This window comes from Sporosarcina quadrami (assembly GCF_014836615.1).
In the GTDB taxonomy this organism is placed as follows: domain Bacteria; phylum Bacillota; class Bacilli; order Bacillales_A; family Planococcaceae; genus Sporosarcina; species Sporosarcina quadrami.
The window spans coordinates 134,098-150,112 of the sequence record NZ_JACSQN010000008.1 but is presented as its reverse complement, the minus strand read 5'-3'; the positions used below and the strand labels follow the sequence as shown (position 1 = coordinate 150,112).

Here is a 16,015-nt window from a genome sequence, read left to right as displayed (position 1 = left end):
ACTATAATAACTAGCTGCATTCTGTTTATTTATCCGAGCACTTCTAGAAAGTTGAGGAGGATCTACATTGACGAACGATGCTAAATTGCTAAAAGAAGCTATGCATATTCTTAAATTGACAAGCAGGACATTTTACATACCCATCAAATTATTGAACCCCACATTGCGGAGAGCTGTCGGTTCTGCGTATTTATGCATGCGTGCGATTGATGAGATCGAGGACCATGAACAGATTGATGCCCAAACGAAGCAATTTCTTCTAGTGGAGACTAGCAGGCTTTTGGATAATGAATTTGATGAAGAAGCGTATAGAGTACTTCTCCGTCCATACGCAGAACTGTTGCCGGAAGTCACATTACGGCTCGGTGACTGGCTTTTAGTATGTCCTGACGACGTAATTGAAAAAGTGAAAGATTCGACACGGATAATGGCTGAAGGAATGGCTAAGTGGGTCGAAAAAGACTTTGAGATTAACACACTTGAGGATTTGGATGATTATACATTTTATGTTGCGGGTCTAGTAGGCGTCATGTTGTCTGACATATGGGAAGCTTATGACGGGACGAAGACAGATCGCGATCTGGCAATCGGTTACGGACGCGGTTTGCAAGCGGTCAATATGCTCCGTAATCAGGATGAAGATGCAGATCGTGGAGTGCGTTTCATTCCGGACGGTTGGACGCGCGATGATATGTTCACTTATGCGGAAACTAATTTAGCGAAAGCAGATGAGTACATCGAATCAATTACTACAAAAAACATCTTGCTGTTCTGCAAAATCCCTCTAGCTCTTGCAAAGAGCACGCTCGCGGCGTTGCATAGCGGTCGTGAAAAGATGAATAGAAAAGAAGTCGAATCGACAGTTGCTGCAATTTTAGAAGAATGAACGTAAAGAAGACTTGGCGAGTGGATGCCAAGTCTTCTTTGTTTCTTGAATCTAATGATTTTGTAGTTTCCCTTTGCTTCGTTCTTTATAAGACGCCCATAGGATTAACGGAATGAGCAATAATGATAAATACATACCAATCATTCCGAGAAACGCAAAACTAGAATAAGCAACGACCACACCAGACAATATACTGCCTGCAGAACCTCCTAGCGCAACAAACACATCTACCGAACCTTGCGTTTTTGCACGCGTTTTAGGTACTGTCGAGTCGATGATAATTGCAGTTCCGCTAATTAACCCGAAGTTCCACCCAAGTCCAAGCAATATGAGGGCGAATGCCATCCAAAATAGCGAGTCCCCCGAAGCAAAAGCGGACATGAGTCCTGCTGTAGCAAGCGTCACACCCGATGCAACTACCATGAAAGTACGTCCTATTTTATCGACTAAAATACCAGTTCCAAGTGAAGGCAAGTACATCGCTGCTATATGAAAACCAATGACCATTCCAACTGCCGATAACCCCGTTCCATGGTTTTGCATATGAAGGGGTGTCATCGTCATAATCGCAACCATAATCATATGAGATAAGACAAGTACAAGTCCGCCCACGACGACACCAAGCCGATTAACATTATTTTTCGCCGTTAAGCTCGCCTGATCGAGCGTTTCTGCAGCATTTTTTTCGTTATGCAATGCTATTGCTTTAGCGACTAAAAATGGATCTGGACGCAAGTAAACGAGAAATGTCAAACCGGCAAATATATAAGCAACTGCTGCCAATATAAATGGTCCTGCTAATGGTGGTATGCCAAAAACTTGCGCAAAATCCCCCATTGGTATTACTAAATTAGGTCCAGCAACTGCGCCAAATGTTGTCGAAATCATTGCAATACTGATTGCCGTTGCTCGTTGCTTTTCACTGGCTAAATCTGTACCGGCATATCGGGCTTGTAAATTCGTAGCTGTTCCAGCACCGTAAATGAATAATGAAATGAATAAGAACACGATGCTGTTCATCGTCGTCGCAAGTATGACCCCAATTGCGCCTATTCCTCCCGTGATAAAGCCGAGAGATAGCCCATATCTGCGGCCAAAACGCTGTGAAATCCGACCAACTAGGAGTGCCGCCAATGCCGAACCGAGCGTGAACAAAGCAGAGGGGACACCAGCATAACCGGCAGTACCAAGCATATCCTTCGCAATGAGTGCACCAACCGTAATCCCAGCTGCTAACCCTGCTCCCCCGAAAATCTGAGACATCACAACAACAATTAACGATCGCTTATACAACCGCTGTTGCGCATCCTCAGAATTCACATAACGCGAAACGTCCGAATCCCGATTTCTTTTCATGAATGTATCCCCCCTTCACAATACATCCACTATAACCTAGCCACCTCGATTAAGCTTCTAAACTAGCAGTGACTGGCCTGATTTCACCTCTTCTTTTTATTGGACGATTTATTTAGAAAAAAGAATAGACCGAACGATAATAAAGCCATGACTATAATGAGTAGACTCCTACTATCGCGCACAGGTTTGAATGTTGCACTTTCGGGTGTTATTTCGTAAACGCCGATCGGATCAATGCTGAAACTACCGCCTCCACCTTCATTACCAGCTCCATCGCCTCCACCACCAAAAGCGTATTTCACTTTGGCCACGGGAACGACTTTCATCAACCCTACTTCTACCGGATCACCGTAAACGAGCGAGACATCCCTTTCTTTTGCAAACTTCTTAAATAATGTTTTGACCGACGTTTCAATATAACCCGTCTGTACTTCTTCCGAATTTTTATCATTCATCATCCTGCATTCCCCCTTTCCTACACATTCGACAAGCAATCCCGGTATCCCTTGATTTTTCATTATTTCGAAAGAAAAAGACATCATAACAACATTATATTGTTATGACGCCTTCGCTTACCATAAAATTTCTACTATATTTTCACCGTCCAGATCCATTTGATAAATTGTATAATCCGGTGTTCGCCCTGCGAAATTGAGATCCACGAGGAAGTAGATTTTTTGATTGGAACCAAGAATCGGTTTCGCTGCATATTCTTTCAAACGGGTCAGTTGTTTGGTTTGATTGGTTTCCCAGTTGAAGCTGAACAGTTCGTATTCATATGTTCCATTCGACTTCGTACCACCGACAGCCTGGTAAATGATTTCATCAAGTTCCGGTAATACTAGAAAATCGTATATGTCCTGTTGGCCTGTGGGATTGCTTATAATCTCTTTTTCATCAGGCATATCAAGTGGAATTTTAAAGATCCGTTGGTATGATGCAAATAGTTCATCCGCTGACTGTACGTTTTCATCATCATCCATTTGGACAAATACCGACTCATCTGTTGCAGATACATGCAATGACTGCATTCCATACTTCTTCAGATCGGTATGGCGTGTTTGTGTCTTATTGTCCAGATTATAGCTGTGCACGTCAAAATCATGTGGCCGCTTCCCCGTAATTGGAGAATAATTTGTAAACACATCCGCCTGCAAGTAGAAAAGCTTATCGGGATTTTTAGGATCAAATGCCAATTCGGTAATTATGGCAGTGACTGAGAACGCTAGGATATCCGCTTTTGTATCGATATCAAGTAAATGGACGTCACTTATGCTGTCGGAACTGCTTTCTTTTTCAGACACGACATAAGCAAGCCTTTTCCCGTCATTCGAGAAACTAATATCTAAAATCTTTTGTTCAACAGGAAATTGGACAATCGGACCGTCATCTTTAGTGTTCAAATAAATCCCGGCTTTCCCCTTCTCAAATCGGACAGTGGCAATGACACCAGTTGCGGAGACATCAAAAATAGCTGTCAAGCCATTTTGCTTTTCGTTCTCCGATTTTTCATATACGAACCCAAGTCCAACGAAGATGATCGTCACGATTCCGATCAACGCTGTAAGCAGACCGAATGCTTTTTTATTCACAGTACCTCCCCCTCCTTAAATGCCCCGTACCAAAAAAATCATCACCACAACGGCCGCTATCTGAGTAAAGACGATAGCATACGCCCATGTTACTTTTTGATTGGCCAATAACCGCATTTGAACTGCATAAGATAGCATCCATAAGCCGATGGGGATCAATAGCAACAGAAAGATGGACGATACTTCACTAAACAATAACAACGCCCATAGGAAGAATAGGGTAACGAATACGACAAGAATACCTAGTGTAATATTGATGAAATGCAACCGTTTCGCATCTTTCCATAAAGCTGGACGTTTTGAAGGATAATCATAGATTGTCGTTCGGTAGATAAGGATAATTCCAAGCAATAAAATCAGTACCGCGATAATTGTCAAACCGACAGAATAAGGTGGAAGCACATCGGTCGCAAGCAGTAAACCATAAAAATAGACAAACAAATGAACGAGCAACAAGCCATTCATCCAAAGACGACGGTTCAGTGAAGTAACTGGACGTACTGTCACAAATAGAACAGCCATGCCAATCAAGACCGCGAGAATAAGCCATAGGATATGTGCATCACCCATGATGAACAATTGACTCGCATAAACACTATAGGCGAAAAGCAAAGACGCAACCGATAGTCCCAACATCATGCCTTTCCGATACGGATACATTGCTTCTTGTAACTGATCGCCGACTTCCTGTTCAGTTCCAAAGTTTGTCATAGCGGTTCGCATAGCCTCCTCTTCTGAATACCCTTTTTTCTGATAGTCGATGAAAGAGCACTCCAAATGTGTAAGCAATTCTTCATACAAATCTTCACGCTCTTCCCGGTTGCAATCCGTCTGACGGACGATCCCGGTTACAAAACGTATAAATTCCGGTTTCATATCAATTCTTCCGTGCTCTTTCGCACAAGGCCATTCATCCATTTCCAGTTTTCCAGTTTGCTCTGTAATGCGGTTCCGCCTTCATCAGTCAGACTATAATATTTACGTCTGCCCCCTTCGCCTTCTTGCCAGTAAGAGGTAACCCACTGTTTTTTCTCCAAACGTTTCAATGCGGCGTACAGCGTTCCTTCACCCATCTCATACGTATCATCACTAAGTTCTTTAAGAACTTTTACAATTTCGTATCCATATAGATCCCTTTTCGCAATTAAAGACAATAATAGTAAATCGATACTTCCCTTCATCATCTCTTGATCCATTTCATCACCTCATAATAAACATCGTATCACGTGGTACATCGCAATGCAATGCACCAAATGAAAAAATGACAGCCGCACTGACAATTGTAATTTGTCAATGCGCCCGTCATTATGATCAAAACATTTTTGTCGTCCAGTTTTCACCGTTCCAGATATCCGTAACGACACCTTCATAGAAATCAGGTTCGTGGGAGATCAGAAGAACGCTGCCTTTGTATTCTTTCAGCGCGCGTTTCAATTCGTTTTTCGCGTCAACATCAAGGTGGTTCGTCGGTTCATCCAGCACAAGCAAATTCGTTTCTCTGTTGATCAATTTGCATAAACGTACTTTCGACCGCTCTCCCCCACTCAACACTTTCACTTTACTCTCAATATGCTTCGTCGTCAGGCCACATCTCGCAAGGGCTGCGCGCACTTCATATTGTGTGAAATGCGGGAACTCCTCCCACACTTCTTCGAGACAAGTATTGTTATTATCCGATTTAGACTCCTGTTCGAAGTAACCGATTTCTAAATGATCGCCAAGTTCAACAGAACCTGCGAGTGACGGTATCTCACCAAGGATACTTTTCAGAAGTGTCGTTTTCCCGATACCATTCGCTCCGGACAACGCAATCTTCTGTCCGCGTTCCATCGTTAAATCCAACTCTCTGGATAGCGGCTCATCATAACCGATGACTAGATCCTTCGTTTGGAACAGATACCTTCCAGGTGTCCGTGCCATTTTGAAGTCAAACTGTGGTTTCGGCTTTTCAGCATCCAGTTCAATGATGTCCATCTTATCGAGCTTTTTCTGGCGTGACATTGCCATACGGCTCGTCGCGGCATTTGCTTTATTGCGTGCTACGAAATCTTTCAAGCTCGAAATTTCTTTCTGTTGCTTCTTAAAAGCCGCTTCCACTTGCTGCTTCTTCATCTCATGGACACGCAAAAACTCGTCATAATCGCCCGCGTAGCGTGTGATTTGTTGGTTTTCCATATGATAAATCAAGCCGATGACACTATTTAAGAACGGAATATCATGCGAAATGAGGATGAATGCGTTGTCGTAGTTTTGCAAGTAGTTCCGCAACCATTCGATATGCTCCACGTCCAAGTAGTTTGTCGGCTCATCCAACAACAGAATATCAGGCTTTTCAAGCAGCAGTTTGCCAAGCAACACTTTCGTCCGTTGTCCACCGCTCAAATCATTGACATCGCGATCCAGTCCGAATTCATCGAGTCCAAGTCCATTCGCCACTTCATCCACTTTGGAGTCAATGATATAGAAATCATTGTTCGTCAAATCATCTTGCATCTGGCCCGTTTCTTCAAGCAACTTCTCGAGTTCATCCGCATCCACTTCCCCCATCTTGCCGAAAAGCATATTCATCTCCGTTTCGATGTCATAGAGATATTGGAACGCAGTACGCAACACATCCCGAATGCTCAATCCTTGTTTCAAGACGACATGCTGATCCAAATAACCGACACGCACACGTTTCGCCCAGCTAACTGTCCCTGCATCCGGCTCCAATTTGCGTGTTATGATGTTCATGAACGTAGATTTTCCTTCCCCGTTTGCACCGACAAGACCAATATGCTCTCCTTGTAACAATCGGAACGAAACGTCATCGAAAATTGCGCGATCCCCGAAGCCATGACTTAAATTTTTCACTGTTAATAAACCCATATATTTTACACCTAATCCTTTATTATTAGTAATTCATTTTTCAGCTTCCTATATAATACAAATAGCCGAATCTATTTAATATTATATAGACAATTGCCCGTTACGGATAGTCATTTAATGCATTTCTGCAATCCGCTCGCAATGCTTCCCTATATTTCACTTAACACTTGCAACGTCACGAGTACATGATCGAGGAATTCTTCTATCTCGCCCATATGTTCTTCATTAATTTTCTGACTGAACCGTACGTCGATTGTATCGACATAACTTGGCTGTTCACGTCGGTACATAAAACTTACAGTCTGCGTCACATTCACTTCATGCTCCCATATGGCATAAATCGCTTTCTCGATTTCTTCACATTGCTCATCAATATTCGTAATCGGCTTCTTAAAACGCAGTGCGAGCAGGCAGCCTGGATTACCTTTTGGCGTTTCCAATAGTTCAGTCGACAATTCTTTCAACGATGCTTCTAATACGATTTCGACAGACGGATCGAGTAAGTGCCGTAGTACAAACCGAATTGAGAATTTCCGTGAAAGTACCGCAAAATCCATTCGATCGACACGATTGACAATCGTAATTTTACGTTCGAGATTATCCAAATCATATACTTGATTTTCGAAAGCGACTTTCAGATTATCAAAAACGGTCGGGTCATACATATGAATACCTCCGATTAATGTGTTGAGTATTTAGGCTTTGTAGTAGTATTGCCTTCAAAAGTAAAGTAAAACTGCATTGTTTGAAAAATTAAGTTGTGCGAATTCATCTTCATTACGATATAGTAGTAGCATGATTACTTCATATTATACTAGAAGAGAGGATGGCTTCTGATGAAAAAAAGGTGGACGTTTGCTTTATCCTTTTTATTGATATGGATTGTTGCTGGCTGTTCTAAAGAAGAACCTGCAACTGCTGAAGATAGATTACAAGAATATGTGGCACTTTGGGAAAAAAGTGATTTCATTAACATGCATAACAATTACTTGACCGAAGAAACAACAGCCGCCTTTAACAGTGAATATTTTATCGATCGGCAGGAGAAATTGTATACCGATCTTGAGATTGAGAATGTGAAAATAACGTATGAAGCGCCACCGGAAGAGAAAGAATTTGTTATTGAAGAACCAGCAACCTTCATAATTCACATTTCCATGAACACCGCTGCGGGACCGTTGAAGTTTGATAAGGAATTGCGCATGATTCATGAAATACGTGAGGAACAAGAAAATTGGTTCGCTGAATGGGACCCTTCATTCATTTTACCTGGTCTTGGAACGAAAGACACTGTTGGTATTTCTACGATTTCTTCTAAACGCGGAGAAATCGTAGATCGCAACGGTTTGCCGATTGCCGTAAACGGAGCTGGTTATGAAATAGGAATTGTGCCAGAAAGGTTCACGGACAGTTCATCCAAAAAAACCGTTTCTGACCTTCTTGGCGTTTCTACGGAATATATCGATAAGCAATTGAATCAAAGTTGGGTAAAACCTAATTACTTTGTTCCATTAAAGGTACTTTCAAACACAAAAAAAGAGCTAGTTGAGCGCCTAATTGAACTGCCTGGTGTGACGTATCAGAAATCCGAAATGCGTGAGTATCCATTTGGAGAAGCTTTGGCACATGTGTCAGGATACGTTGGCAAGATTACAACCGAACAGTTGGAAAAACTTGCTGATGAAGGCTATACAGAAACAGATTTAATAGGCAGACAAGGTATGGAACGCGTTCTTGAAGATCGCCTTCGAGGACATGATGGCATTCGTATTTATATAAAAGAGCCGGTAACGGGAGCTACACCGATTACGATTGTCGAAAAGCCCGCACAAGATGGAGAAGTTATTTCGTTAACGATTGACGCCAAGTTGCAGAAATCGTTGTTTGATTCTATGAAAGGCAGGGCTGGAACAAGTGCTGCTGTCGATCCTCAAACGGGCGAGACACTGGCGCTTGTCAGTTCACCGAGTTTCGATCCGACAGAGTTCATGCTCGGCGTCAGCTCCGCGCGTTATAATGAAATGGCTGAAAATCCGTTGAAGCCACTGTTTAACCGCTATGCAGCTTCGTACGCTCCAGGCTCTTCATTGAAACCGATAACGGCAGCAATCGGCATGGAAATCGGCAATCTGAATCCCGAAGAAGGGTTGTCTATTACAGGCAGAACGTGGCAAAAAGATGCGTCTTGGGGCAATTACCGGGTGTCGAGATTGCACCCTGAAGCCCCGAACCCGATAAATCTTAACAACGCGCTCATCTACTCGGATAATATTTATTTTGCGCAGCAAGCTTTGGCGATGGGCCGTCAGACATTCATCGATGGATTGACACGTTACGGATTCGGTGAAGACATTCCTTTCGTTCTGAATATCGCTTCATCACAAATTTCCAATGACGGGAAGATCAGCTCAGAAGGACAATTAGCAGATACTTCTTTCGGCCAAGGTCAGATGCTGACGAATATCCTGCATCTGGCAACGATGTATGAAGCATTCGTTAACGGAGGCACGATGTACAAACCTACTCTTTTGCTTGATGAACAGCATGGAGAAGTATGGAAAGATGGATTGCTTTCGAAGGACAACGCAGCAGTTATCCGCAGTAACTTACGTGACGTTGTCGTTAAAGGCTTCGCCCAATCCGCGAACCTTCCGAACATTGCACTTGCAGGGAAAACAGGTACTGCTGAACTGAAAGCGGCAGGTACTGACAGGGGACATGAAAATGGCTTTTTCGTTGCGTATGACTCTGAAAACCCTACACAGATTATTGCTATGATGATTGAAGGTATTGAGAATGATGGAGGAAGTGATTTTGTCGCTGCGATGGTGGCAGACGCACTGACGATGTATAGAGGACAGTAAAAAAAGGAAAACAGCCGGCACTTCAGTCTCCGGCTGTTTTCCTTTTTCTCTTATTCCTCATCGCTTCCACGGTACCTCTTATACGGCAACACATTCCACGTGCGGTAATCGAAATCATCCGGTCGAAGCACTTTAGGGATATCTCCTAGAATCTTCTTAGCTACATTCAGCTCTTTTTCCGCTTCTTCTTTGTCTTGATACATGAATTCATCCGATGCTGTCTTCGGTGCCTGCTTCACTTTTTCCTCGAGATCCTCTACGACCATCTGTTGCTGATGATGCAAGGCTGCACGTGTGTCCATCACCCATTCAGGCTGTAGATTCCGATTTGTATCCCCGACACTAGTATACTCGTCGTAAATGTCTTGATAGATCCGGTCAGCATTGGCTCGTACATCTAGATTCACCGCCTCAAGGTCGCGATTCGTCAGTTCCTCAATCGTCAACGGTTTCAAGCGCTTCGGTCCGCCCAATCTTGTTCTGTCCAAATAGAATGGGAACATACTCTTAATGGTCTTTCCGACAGGTGAAATAGATTCATCCGATTCATCGAGCCCCTTCGGTTGTACACCTTGGATTGCAATACGTGCAGATTCCGGTCGGACAATTTCCTTCGGTGGCATGATACCATGTCTCAGCATTTCACGGATGCCAGTACCAGATATATTAATGCGATACTGAACATCATGCGGGCATGATTGTTCAGTTGCCTGAGCGTCGCAACGTGTACAATAAAACACTTCATGGAACAAACGGATATCAATACCGAGTTCTTCCGGTTTAAATTGGTCGAAAATGCTATGACTTGCATACTTATCATAGTAATCACCGATTCCTGCATGATCACGTCCGATTAATGCATGTGTACAGCCATAGTTTTTCATAATTAATGCATGCAACACTGTTTCCCGAGGACCTGCAAAGATATATGTTACGCGCAGTGGTGCCAGTATCGATCTGCCTTTAGGATAATACGTTTCCAATACACTTTTATAAGACAGCATTCTAAATTCATGTCGTGTGTATTCACGCTTCGCCATTTCCACTAACGGTTGCAGAAGTAGTCCGTCGATCTCTTCCAAAGCATTTTTATGAATATACTCATGCCCTCTATGCAATGGATTTGCACCTGTGATGAAACCCGCTGTAGAACGGAATTTTTTTTCTTCATAAAATTCATACCATGTATCTTTTGGTTCTAATCGAAGTTTCTCAAAGGGACCCCAATCAACTCGTTGCAACAAACGAATTGGACCCGCAAGTGCAGTATCACCCATCCTTCTATAAATCGCATCGACACCTGGGTGATTGCGGTCTGTCGTTCCGAATAAATGAGTTGCGCGATACGCTTTGTCATAGGCAAAAATATCTTCAAGCTGCAATATCGCTACAGGTTCATTGTTTTCATTAGCAAGTGCCACTTCATCACCGACTGCCAAAGTCGCAATGATTTCGCTATTTTTAGAACCTGTCGGTGCAAAACTTAGCGGTACTGGCCATACTGTGCCGTCCGCGAGGCGTCCTTTTTCTAATACGGATGTATAATCATCTTCCTTCATGAACCCTTCGTTTGGTGACAGTACGCCTGTCGCAATCATTTCAAGCGTGATAACCGCTTCCATATCTACCATGATTGTCGGTAATTGTCTCGCCCTGATTAGTTCTTCATCCCGTTCTTTTCCAGTAACAACCTTGTCCACCAATTTTCCACCATGTGGTTGTTGCGGATAACTAGCAAACTTATTTTCAGCTGTATTCAACATAGTATTTCCTCCTCATCTAATCCAACTAGTATATTGTAAGATTGCATCTTCTATTCTGAATGTTAACATACTTATCGCGTAGTAAGAAAGAGATTTTGTTGAATTAGAAAAAATTAAAAAAGACGCACAAATTTTGTGCGCCTTTATTTCTCAGCCCCGTTTGACGATCAACAGAATCCGCCACCTACATATGACGCTCCGACTATGATCAATAGAATAAATAAGACGACGATTAGCGTAAATCCGCCGCTATTGTTTCCACAGTGTCCTCCAACATTTCCAGACATTCTCAACACCTCCAGATCACTTGATGTGTTAGTGTATGTATAAGTATGGGTATCGGACTGGACATTTACCTACTTTAAAATGTATGTCAAACACCTTAACTTGACAGAACATTAGGTTTTCAATTATAGTGACCACTGATATGTTTTACAAAAAATCAGATTGGATTCTAGTGTCGGAGGATTATAAATGAATAAATTTACACCAAGAGACACTATTAAACTCGGGCTTGTCATGTTCGCATTGTTTTTCGGTGCAGGCAATATGATCTTTCCCCCTTTAGTTGGACAACAGGCTGGTACGGCCACATGGATTACAATCGCGGGTTTTCTTTTAACAGGAGTTGGTTTGCCTTTCCTCGGCGTTGTTGCAGTTGCACGAAGCGGTGACCAGTTAAGTGACCTTGCAAAAAAAGCGCATCCCTTATTCGGAATCGTATTTGCGGTTGTTGTCTATATGGCAATCGGACCACTGTTCGGAGTTCCGAGAACAGCGACAGTAGCATTTGAAATAGGTGCTTCACCATTCGTCCCTTATGTATACACAACTTTCACATTAACTTTATTCACAATCCTATTTTTTACCGTTACTGCATGGCTAGCATTGACGCCAAGTAAAATATTAGATCGCTTTGGTAAAATATTGACGCCAATTCTATTAGTAATCGTTACATCCATTGTTATGCTGGGGATCTTAAAACCTGCCGGCATAAGTGGTCCACCACAAGCGGACTATGTCAATAATCCTTTTACGCAAGGATTCATAAAAGGCTATTTGACGATGGACGCGATTGCAGCTCTTGTATTTGGCATTATTGTTATTAATGCCATTAAAGCAAAGGGCATTACGGACAAAAAAGTCATTATGAAGTCGACAATGAAGTCAGGTTTAATCGCTGTATTTGGTCTTAGTCTAGTCTATATCGGGTTAGCTTACTTAGGAATGACGAGTCGGACGATAGCTCCTGATGCAGAAAACGGTGGCATCATTCTAACGAAATTGACGTATGAATTGATGGGTACAACTGGACAAATACTGCTTGGAATAGCTGTACTACTTGCCTGTTTGACAACTTCTGTTGGCCTCGTATCAGCGTGTTCGACATTTTTCTCGAATACATTTCCAAGTATTTCCTACAAATGGATAGTGCTCATAATAAGTGTTTTCAGTACATTCATTGCAAATATCGGATTGACACAACTTATTTCTATTACTTTGCCAATCCTCATCGGAATTTACCCGTTGGCGATTGTCCTTATCTGTTTAAGCTTTTTCCACAACTTGTTCAACGGTTACCGATCAGTTTATTTATTTGCGTTAGCTGGAGCGGGCTTTATCGGCTTTTTTGATATGTTGAAAGAATTCGGTATCACATTTAGCCTCGTTACAAGTATTTTGCAACATCTTCCACTCTATGAAGAAGGCATCGGCTGGATTGCGCCAGCGATCATATTGGCTATCATCGGCTATATTTACGGTTTCTACGCACATAAAAAAAGACGGCAAGCGCCTGGACATTAACCTGTCCTTGCACTTGCCGTTTGTTTTTTTAATTCTCCGGCATGATCGTACATACTGCCAGACGTTCTTCAGAAATCCAAACTTTCAAGAATGACTGCCAGTCTTCAACAGTTAATGACTGGATCGTCGGAATCGTATCGAAATACTCGATTCCTCTAATCGCATGCCACACATACTCTTCTGCATTCGCTTCAATTGAATTCATCTTCCGTAACGTGCGTCCGATTGTCCGCTTCTTCAAACGTTCAAACAGCTCCGCATCTACTTTGTAATCCTTCAGCGACAATAACTGAGATTTCAGCTTGTCAGCAAACGCATCTGGATTATCCGAGTTACTTGTCAGCATCGTGAAACCGAAATCCTTATCGAGTGTATGGGAATAATTGTATGTTCCATCAATCAACCCTTCATCATACAGCTCTTTATAAAATTCGCCGCTTAAACCGAAGAAATGATCAAGCGTAATCTCTGTCAGACGCGTACGTTTAGCAAGTTGTTCAGGGTCGATCGCTGTTTCATATTCCTTAATGCCGATACTGCATTTCGGTGATCCGATCGGCATATGGATTGTCGTTTCTTTACTTGCAACTGCAGCAGGTTCTTCCGTATGGATCCGAACGATTTCTGTCGGAGCAGGATACTCTTTCTTTTCCTGATCTTCTTTAATCATATCCATCATTTTTTCAAGATCGAAATTCCCTGTTACACAAAGCTTCATATTGGAAGGATGATAGAACGTATTGAATGCAGTATCGAGATCTTCTTTCGTCATCCCGTTAATTGAATCGATTGTACCGAGCACTTCGTTTTTCACTGGGTGCTTGCTAAACAATGACTTCAGCATTAGGAAATAAAGACGCTGGCCAGGATCATCTGCATACATTTGTGATTCCTGTACGATAATTCCTTTCTCACTTTCGACTGTTTCTTCGACAAAGAAAGAATCCTGTACGAAATCGATAAGCAATCTCACGTTTTCATATGCATGATCTGTTGCCGCGAAATAATAAGCCGTTTCAGTAGCATTCGTATAGGCATTGGATTGTGCACCGAGTCTGCTGAATTCAGCAACGATGTCACGGTCTTCCCCTTTATCGAAAAGCTTATGTTCGAGGAAGTGCGCTACGCCCATCGGTGATTCAATCGGCTCTTTCCCGCCAAGTGGAACGAAGAATAGGTCTGCAGCTCCAAAATCCGTTACAAAGGTTGCAAATGTATTATTCATTTCTCTTTTTGGAATGAGGATTACTTCCAAGCCGTTCGGCAATGTTTCTTTATAGACTTTTTCATCAACGTTCTCAAATGTAATTTCTCTCATCAGTTTGCCTCCTTGCTCGTCAAGAAGAAGATTGTATCCTTCTCCAGTTTGCTTGCGGCTTTCATAATTGCCTCTTTGTCGACGGCAGCCACTTCTTCAATGAAGTCTACGGATGATTTTGTGATGCCCGTCAATATTTGCTTGTACACATCATCGATCATACCAATTGCATTGTCTTGTGACGCTTTCAAATCGCTAATAAGTAATGACTTCGACTCTTCCAATACGCCATCTGTGAATTCGCCCTTTTGCAGCGCTTCAATTTGCTCATCGATAATTTGCATTGTCTTCTCATAATCTGCACCAGCAATTCCACTATAGATGAACAACTTATCACTGAATGCATCCATATTGGCGTTAACATAGTAGGCAAGACTGTGCTTTTCACGAACATTCATAAACAACAATGAGCCCATATAGCCGCCAAGTATCATTGATCCGACCAACATCGGCACAACACCTTCGTCTTGAAGGTTTGTATGTGTACGATATCCGATATGCAATTTCGCTTGTTGAATATCTTCATATTCAACGACTTCTTTAACTTCTTTTACGCTCTTCATCTCTTCGAACACAGTCATCTCGTCCGATTTTGCTTCGGTTTCTCTATCAGTCAAACCGACAAGCGCTTTACGGATTGTCGATTCCATCTTTTCAGAATTGAAATCTCCTGTGATGAACAAATCTACACGCGCTGTCTCCAACACTTTCGCATATGCATCATACAGGCTTTTCCCAGTAATCACTTCAAGGTCCTCGGCATACCCCTGACCATGAATTGCATATACTTCACCTTCCGCCATCTCATCGATTAGGCGTGTGTTCGCATAGGACATCTTATTATCCTTCATCGCTTCCAATTGTCTGCGCAGCGTCTCTTTTTCCTTCGCGACAGTCGCTTCATCGAAGGCCCCATCTATAACATTCGGATGGAAGATCATTTTATTCAAAAATGAAAACGCTTCCTCAGCAAGCGTATTTTCATTCGGTATGAACTTTTCATTTGCCATGTCCATTTGGAAGTTCAGAATATGATTTTTTCCGGATTTCCATGCACCGATACCGATGCCTGCACCATATAGATTATCTAATTGCTCTTGAACTTCAGCTTTTGTTTTATATTCAAGACATCCTGTTCGTAGCACTGTCGGTAAAAGAGCCAATCTAGTTATCGTATCACGGCTAATTTTTGTCTGGAATTTCACTTCCACAGTGTTCGTTTTGAACTTTTTACTTGGCATTAAATGTACATGCATGCCATTGATTAATGTACCTTGCTTCGTGTTAACGTTCACTTGGCATTCCTCCTTTTGAATCCATAACTGCATTAATTCCTCTGAAATTCATGTTTAAACTTTCAGAATACTACCTTATAGTGTAACCTCTCTATTTTAATGAAACAACACGTTCTGCAAACCTGTTACTTTTCGTACTCATTTTGTACATTAACTTGCCCATTGTGGAAGTGTAGCAAAGCGCATTCCATTCAGCAACCGCTTTGTTTACCCATTCAAATAGTCAGATTTCGGGTCAACTTACAGTCAAAAGAACAGAAATATTGA

Annotated in this window: 14 protein-coding genes; 3 read left to right on the top strand and 11 right to left on the bottom strand. The window is 42.3% G+C overall.

The features are described 5' to 3' along the window. The first annotated feature begins 67 nt into the window (after nt 1-67). A complete protein-coding gene (locus H9649_RS10515) occupies nt 68-886 on the top strand; it encodes a squalene/phytoene synthase family protein (protein ID WP_191694757.1) in 819 nt (272 codons plus the stop codon). A 51-nt stretch (nt 887-937) separates the two neighbouring features. On the opposite strand, the gene H9649_RS10510 is transcribed toward H9649_RS10515, so the two are convergent. From H9649_RS10510 to H9649_RS10480, 7 genes are all read right to left on the bottom strand, one after another. Next, nucleotides 938-2,242 (bottom strand): MFS transporter, encoded by a 1,305-nt coding sequence (locus tag H9649_RS10510; protein ID WP_191694755.1) that lies wholly within the window; start codon nt 2,240-2,242, stop codon nt 938-940. Between the two features lie 83 nt (nt 2,243-2,325). After that, on the bottom strand, nt 2,326-2,700 hold the full coding sequence (locus H9649_RS10505) for a hypothetical protein (protein WP_191694754.1): 375 nt from the start codon (nt 2,698-2,700) through the stop codon (nt 2,326-2,328). Nucleotides 2,701-2,814: 114 nt separating this feature from the next. Further along, nucleotides 2,815-3,834, bottom strand: coding sequence for a hypothetical protein (locus H9649_RS10500; RefSeq protein WP_191694752.1), 1,020 nt, complete (start codon nt 3,832-3,834; stop codon nt 2,815-2,817). Between the two features lie 15 nt (nt 3,835-3,849). Continuing rightward, nucleotides 3,850-4,752, bottom strand: a complete 903-nt coding sequence (locus H9649_RS10495) for a permease prefix domain 1-containing protein (protein WP_191694751.1) — start codon at nt 4,750-4,752, stop codon at nt 3,850-3,852. Further along, nucleotides 4,707-5,030, bottom strand: a complete 324-nt coding sequence (locus tag H9649_RS10490; protein ID WP_191694749.1) for a PadR family transcriptional regulator — start codon at nt 5,028-5,030, stop codon at nt 4,707-4,709. Before H9649_RS10490 ends, H9649_RS10495 begins: the two co-directional genes overlap by 46 nt. 115 nt (nt 5,031-5,145) lie before the next feature. Further along, nucleotides 5,146-6,702: an ABC-F family ATP-binding cassette domain-containing protein gene (locus H9649_RS10485; protein ID WP_191694747.1), complete on the bottom strand. Its 1,557-nt coding sequence runs from the start codon at nt 6,700-6,702 to the stop codon at nt 5,146-5,148. Nucleotides 6,703-6,851: 149 nt separating this feature from the next. Next, nucleotides 6,852-7,367: a hypothetical protein gene (locus tag H9649_RS10480; protein WP_191694745.1), complete on the bottom strand. Its 516-nt coding sequence runs from the start codon at nt 7,365-7,367 to the stop codon at nt 6,852-6,854. 171 nt (nt 7,368-7,538) lie between these two features. Here H9649_RS10480 and H9649_RS10475 point away from each other — a divergent pair, with 171 nt between their 5' ends. Further along, nucleotides 7,539-9,566: a penicillin-binding transpeptidase domain-containing protein gene (locus tag H9649_RS10475; protein WP_191694743.1), complete on the top strand. Its 2,028-nt coding sequence runs from the start codon at nt 7,539-7,541 to the stop codon at nt 9,564-9,566. 50 nt (nt 9,567-9,616) lie between these two features. Here H9649_RS10475 and H9649_RS10470 read toward each other — a convergent pair whose 3' ends face one another. Both H9649_RS10470 and H9649_RS10465 read right to left on the bottom strand, forming a co-directional pair. After that, nucleotides 9,617-11,329, bottom strand: a complete 1,713-nt coding sequence (locus tag H9649_RS10470) for a sulfate adenylyltransferase (protein ID WP_191694741.1) — start codon at nt 11,327-11,329, stop codon at nt 9,617-9,619. Nucleotides 11,330-11,496: 167 nt separating this feature from the next. Continuing rightward, entirely contained in the window at nt 11,497-11,616 is a 120-nt protein-coding gene (locus H9649_RS10465; protein ID WP_191694739.1) for a YjcZ family sporulation protein, read from the bottom strand. A gap of 187 nt (nt 11,617-11,803) precedes the next feature. Between H9649_RS10465 and brnQ the strand changes: the two genes are divergently transcribed. Continuing rightward, nucleotides 11,804-13,135, top strand: coding sequence for a branched-chain amino acid transport system II carrier protein (gene brnQ / locus H9649_RS10460; RefSeq protein WP_191694737.1), 1,332 nt, complete (start codon nt 11,804-11,806; stop codon nt 13,133-13,135). Between the two features lie 28 nt (nt 13,136-13,163). Here brnQ and yfmH read toward each other — a convergent pair whose 3' ends face one another. Together yfmH and yfmF are read right to left on the bottom strand one after the other, a co-directional pair. Continuing rightward, complete coding sequence (yfmH, locus tag H9649_RS10455; RefSeq protein WP_191694735.1) at nt 13,164-14,453, bottom strand: EF-P 5-aminopentanol modification-associated protein YfmH; 1,290 nt, start codon at nt 14,451-14,453, stop codon at nt 13,164-13,166. After that, a complete protein-coding gene (gene yfmF / locus H9649_RS18045) occupies nt 14,453-15,748 on the bottom strand; it encodes an EF-P 5-aminopentanol modification-associated protein YfmF (RefSeq protein ID WP_191694733.1) in 1,296 nt (431 codons plus the stop codon). Before yfmF ends, yfmH begins: the two co-directional genes overlap by 1 nt. Nucleotides 15,749-16,015: the final 267 nt, after the last annotated feature.